The sequence below is a fragment of the Hymenobacter agri genome, assembly GCF_054778495.1.
Genome location: NZ_BAAGZM010000352.1, coordinates 1 through 4,424, shown reverse-complemented (window position 1 = coordinate 4,424; position 4,424 = coordinate 1). Strand labels below are relative to the sequence as shown.

At 65.4% G+C, this 4,424-nt stretch carries 2 protein-coding genes; both read left to right on the top strand.

Translation table 11 applies throughout. From position 1 onward, the window contains the following. The coding region (locus ACYVDE_RS15475) for a SusC/RagA family TonB-linked outer membrane protein (RefSeq protein ID WP_460502439.1) at positions 1-3,377 on the top strand (3,377 nt) is incomplete at its 5' end. Between the two features lie 36 nt (positions 3,378-3,413). Continuing rightward, a partial coding sequence (locus ACYVDE_RS15470) for a RagB/SusD family nutrient uptake outer membrane protein (protein WP_460502438.1) occupies positions 3,414-4,424 on the top strand: 1,011 nt, incomplete at its 3' end.

Genomic DNA, 4,424 nt, shown 5'->3' with positions numbered 1-4,424 from the left:
CCGCGGCCCAGCTGCTGGCCCTGCACCAGCCGCTGCAAACCACGCCCGCGCCAGAGCCCGCCGCCGAAACCGTGGCCCTGAAAACCCTGCTGCGGCAGTGGGAAAAGGACCACCACGTCACGATTTTCTACGAAAGCGCGCTGGTGGGCACCAAGCGCGTGGTGCCCCAGCCCGGCGTGGCCACCCTCGACAGCAAGCTGGCGGCCGTGCTGCCCCAGGCCGAGCTGCGCTTCAAGAAGCTGCGCGATGACTACTACCTGATTGTGAGCCAGCCAGAAACCGCCACCAGCAGTAGCAGCGCGGCCGCTTCGGCCAGCGTGCAGGACGTGCCCGTGAGCGGCCGCGTAACGCAGGCCAAAGGCGAGGGCCTGCCCGGCGTAACGGTGCTGGTGAAAGGCACCAGCCTTGGCACCACGTCGGGGGCCGACGGCAGCTTTTCGCTGAACGCGCCCGAGGGCAGCACGCTGGTATTCAGCTCAGTGGGCTTTGGACGGCAGGAAGTGGCCGTGACCGGCGCCACCACCACGCTGGCCATAGTGCTGAAAGACGACCAGCAGGCCCTGAACGAAGTGGTGGTGGTGGGCTACGGCACCCAGAGCCGCCAGCAGCTAAGCACCTCGGTGGCCTCGGTGAACGCGGCGGCCATTGAGCGCCAGCCGGTGGCGGGCTTCGACCAAGCGCTGCAGGGCCAGGCCCCCGGCGTGCAGGTAACGGCCCCCAGCGGCGCGCCCGGCGCGGGCATCAACGTGCGCATCCGCGGCAATGCCACGCTCAACCTCAATGCCTCGCCGCTGTATGTGATTGACGGCATTCCGGTGCTGCCCACCTACGACCAGGAACTGGCCGTGGGCAACCAGCGCCCCAATCCGCTGAACGCCCTGAACCCGAACGACATCGAGAGCATCGACATTCTGAAGGACGGCGCAGCGGCGGCCATCTACGGCCTGCGGGCCTCCAACGGCGTGGTGGTGATTACGACCAAGCGCGGCAAGGTGGGCAAAGCCACGCTGGGCTTCAGCACCTACTTCGGCCGCCAGATAATTCGCAAGAAGTACGATGTACTGGATGCCCGGCAGTTTGCCTCGTTCTACAACGACGTGCGCGCCACCTCGGGCCTGGGGCCGCAGTTCAACCCCGACACTATTCGCGGCGGCACCGACTGGCAGAACGAGATTTACCGCCCGGCCAACATCCAGAACTACCAGCTGAACGTGAGCGGCGGCACCGACAAAACCCGCTACTACCTGGCCGGCGGCTACTTCAAGCAGGACGGCATCAGCCTGAACTCGGGCTTCGACCGCTACACCTTCAAGCTCAACCTCGACCAGCAGCTGAGCAGCCGCTTCCGGGCCGGCACCAGCCTGAACCTGAGCCGCACGCTGAACAACAACAGCTCGCGCAGCGAGAAGGGCGCCACCAGCTCGGGCACGGTGCTCGGGGCACTGGCCCAGAGCCCGCTCGTGCCGGTGCGCAACCCCGACGGCACCTACGGCTCCAGCACGCTCACCACCAACGTGGACAACCCGGTGGGCAACCTCCTGGAAAGCAGCAACAAGGCCACCATCTACCAGGCCATCGGCAACGTGTATGCCGAGCTGGATGTGCTGAAAAACCTCACGCTGCGCTCGACGGCGGGCATCGATTTCCGCAGCCAGATTGAAAACCAGTTCCTGACCCGCAACTACCCCGGCACCACCACGTCGCCGGCCAGCCAGAAGGGCCAGGGCGCCACCGGTACCAACCAGCAGGTTATCTGGCTGCAGGAAAATACCCTCACCTACACCCCCAGCCTGGGCGAGCAGCACACGCTGACGCTGCTGGCCGGCGAGTCGATGCAGGCGTCCGACCGGTTCACGTCGAGCGCCCGCGCCACGGGCTACGCCTCCAACGCCGTGCCCTACCTCAACGGCGCGTCGGTGTTTGGCAAGCCCAGCAGCTACGAGGACGAGTGGGGCCTGCTGAGCTTTTTCGGGCGCGCCAACTACGCCTACGCCAACCGCTACCTGCTGGGCCTGAGCCTGCGCGCCGACGGTTCGAGCCGCTTCCGCAACGGCCGGAAGTTTGGCTACTTCCCGGCGGCCTCGGTGGCTTGGCGGGTGTCGAACGAGTCGTTTTTCCCGCAGAACCGGGTGGTGTCGGACTTGAAGCTGCGCGGCAGCTTCGGAGCCAACGGCAACCAAGAGTTCTACACCTACCAGCGCTTCCCGCAGTACAGCCCCAACAACGACTACCCCGGCATGGGCGGCGTAGTGGCCCCGGGCATTGCTCAGAGCGAAATCGGCAACAACGACGTGCGCTGGGAAACCACCTACCAGTACAACGGTGGCCTCGACCTGGGCCTGCTCAATAACCGCCTGACGCTGACGGTGGACGCCTACTACAAGCGCACCAAAGACCTGCTGCTGCTCGTGGATATTCCACTGAGCACGGGGGCCAACAACCTGAGTATTCTGCAGAACGTGGGCAGCATCGAGAACAAGGGCATCGAGTTGGGGTTGAACACGACCAACGTGCAGGCCGCCGACAACGGCTTCGGCTGGACGACCAACCTGAACGTAACCCTGAACCGCAACAAGGTGCTCGACCTGGGCACGACCGTTGACGACAAAGGCAACGTGATTGACCGCCGCCTGCCCAGCGACAACGGCTTCACGCTGGTGGGCCAGCCTCTGGGCGTGTTCTACGCCTACCAGGTCGACGGCCTGTTCCAGACCCAGGATGAAATCAACAAGCTGAACACCCGCGCCCAGCAGCTGAGCGGCAGCTCAAGCGCCAAGTACCAGGCCAACGCCGCCCCCGGCGACATCCGCTTCCGGGACCTGAACGGCGACGGCATCATCAACGACAAGGACCGCACGGTGATTGGCAACCCCAACCCCAAGGCCATTGGCGGCGTCACGAACACCTTCACCTTCAAGGGGCTCGAGCTGAGCGTGTTCTTTCAGGGTAGCTTCGGCAACGACATCTACAACGAGAACCGCGAAACGCTGGAGTACATGGGTGCGGCCCGCAACCAGGACACCCGTGTGCTGAACCACTGGACGCCCACCAACACCAACACCGACGTGCCCCGCGCCGTGCTGGCCGACCCCAACGGCAACGCCCGCTACTCGAACCGCTTCCTGGAAGACGGCTCCTACGTGCGCCTCAAAAACCTGACGCTGGCCTACAACCTGCCCACCGGCCTTATCAGGCACGCCGCCCTGAGCAGCCTGCGCCTGTACGCCACCGCCCAGAACCTGATTACCTGGACCCGCTACTCGGGCTACGACCCCGAGGTGAGCTCCAACCCTTACTCCACCACCGGCCTGGGCCGCGACCTGGGCGTGTACCCGCAATCGCGCACCTACACCGTGGGCCTCAACGCCTCCTTCTAAGCCGCTGCCCCCACTCGCCTTCGCCCGAAAATTCCCATGAAAAAACTGTTGATTCCGGCCTTCGCGGCCGTGGTGCTGGCCGGCTGCAACGTGCTCGACAAGGAGCCGCTGACGAGCATTGCGCCCTCCAACTTCTTCAAGACCTCGGAAGATGCCGAGGCCTCGCTCACGGCTACCTACGACGGCCTGCAGCGCAAGGGCTGCTACGCCGAGGTGCTGAACCTGATTGGCAACATGCCTTCCGACGACTGCAGCAGCGACAACACCGACGTGCGCAGCCTCGACGTGCTGACCTGGACCTCGACCACCGGGCAGGTGTACGACGCCTACCGCGACGCCTACGCCACCATCAACCGCGCCAATTCCGTGCTCAAGTACGTGCCGGGCATCAGCACTACCAGCCTGCGCAGCACCCGCCGCGACCAGATTCTGGGCGAAGCCCGCTTCATCCGGGCGCTGTGCTATTTCAACCTCGTGCGCCTCTATGGGGCCGTGCCGCTGCGCCTCGAGCCCACCGAAACCGGCGACCCGGCCGTGCTCAAGGCCGTGGCCGCCAAGTTTGAGCGCGCCGCCACCGTGGCCCCCAAAGACTGGCTGCCCCGCTACTACCAAACCTATGCGTTGCTCATCAGTGTTTTCCAGAGCAAGGAAGACGGTGATACCAAAGACAAAACCCTCGACCAGGCCGAAGCGGCCCTGGCCCAGGCCCGCCAGCTGCACGGCGATGAGTCGGAGCTGCTCGCGCTGCAGGCCTACGCCTACCAAGCCCGCCTGGGCATCTCGCCCATGTCGCGCTCGATGAAATACTCGCAGCTGGTAGGCGAGGCCGTGGCCCAGGCCCAGGCCCTGAACCCCGCCAACCCGCGCCCTTACCTGGTCGAAGCCAACCAGGTGAACTTCACGCCCAAAATGTTTGGTGGTGGAGCCGAGGCGGCCAAGCCGCTCTACGAGCAGGCGCAGGCCAAATTTGCCGCCTTCGTGCCCGCCGGCCCGCTGGCGCCCAACTGGGGCCAGCGCCAGCTGCGAGGCCGCCTGAAGCAGTACGAG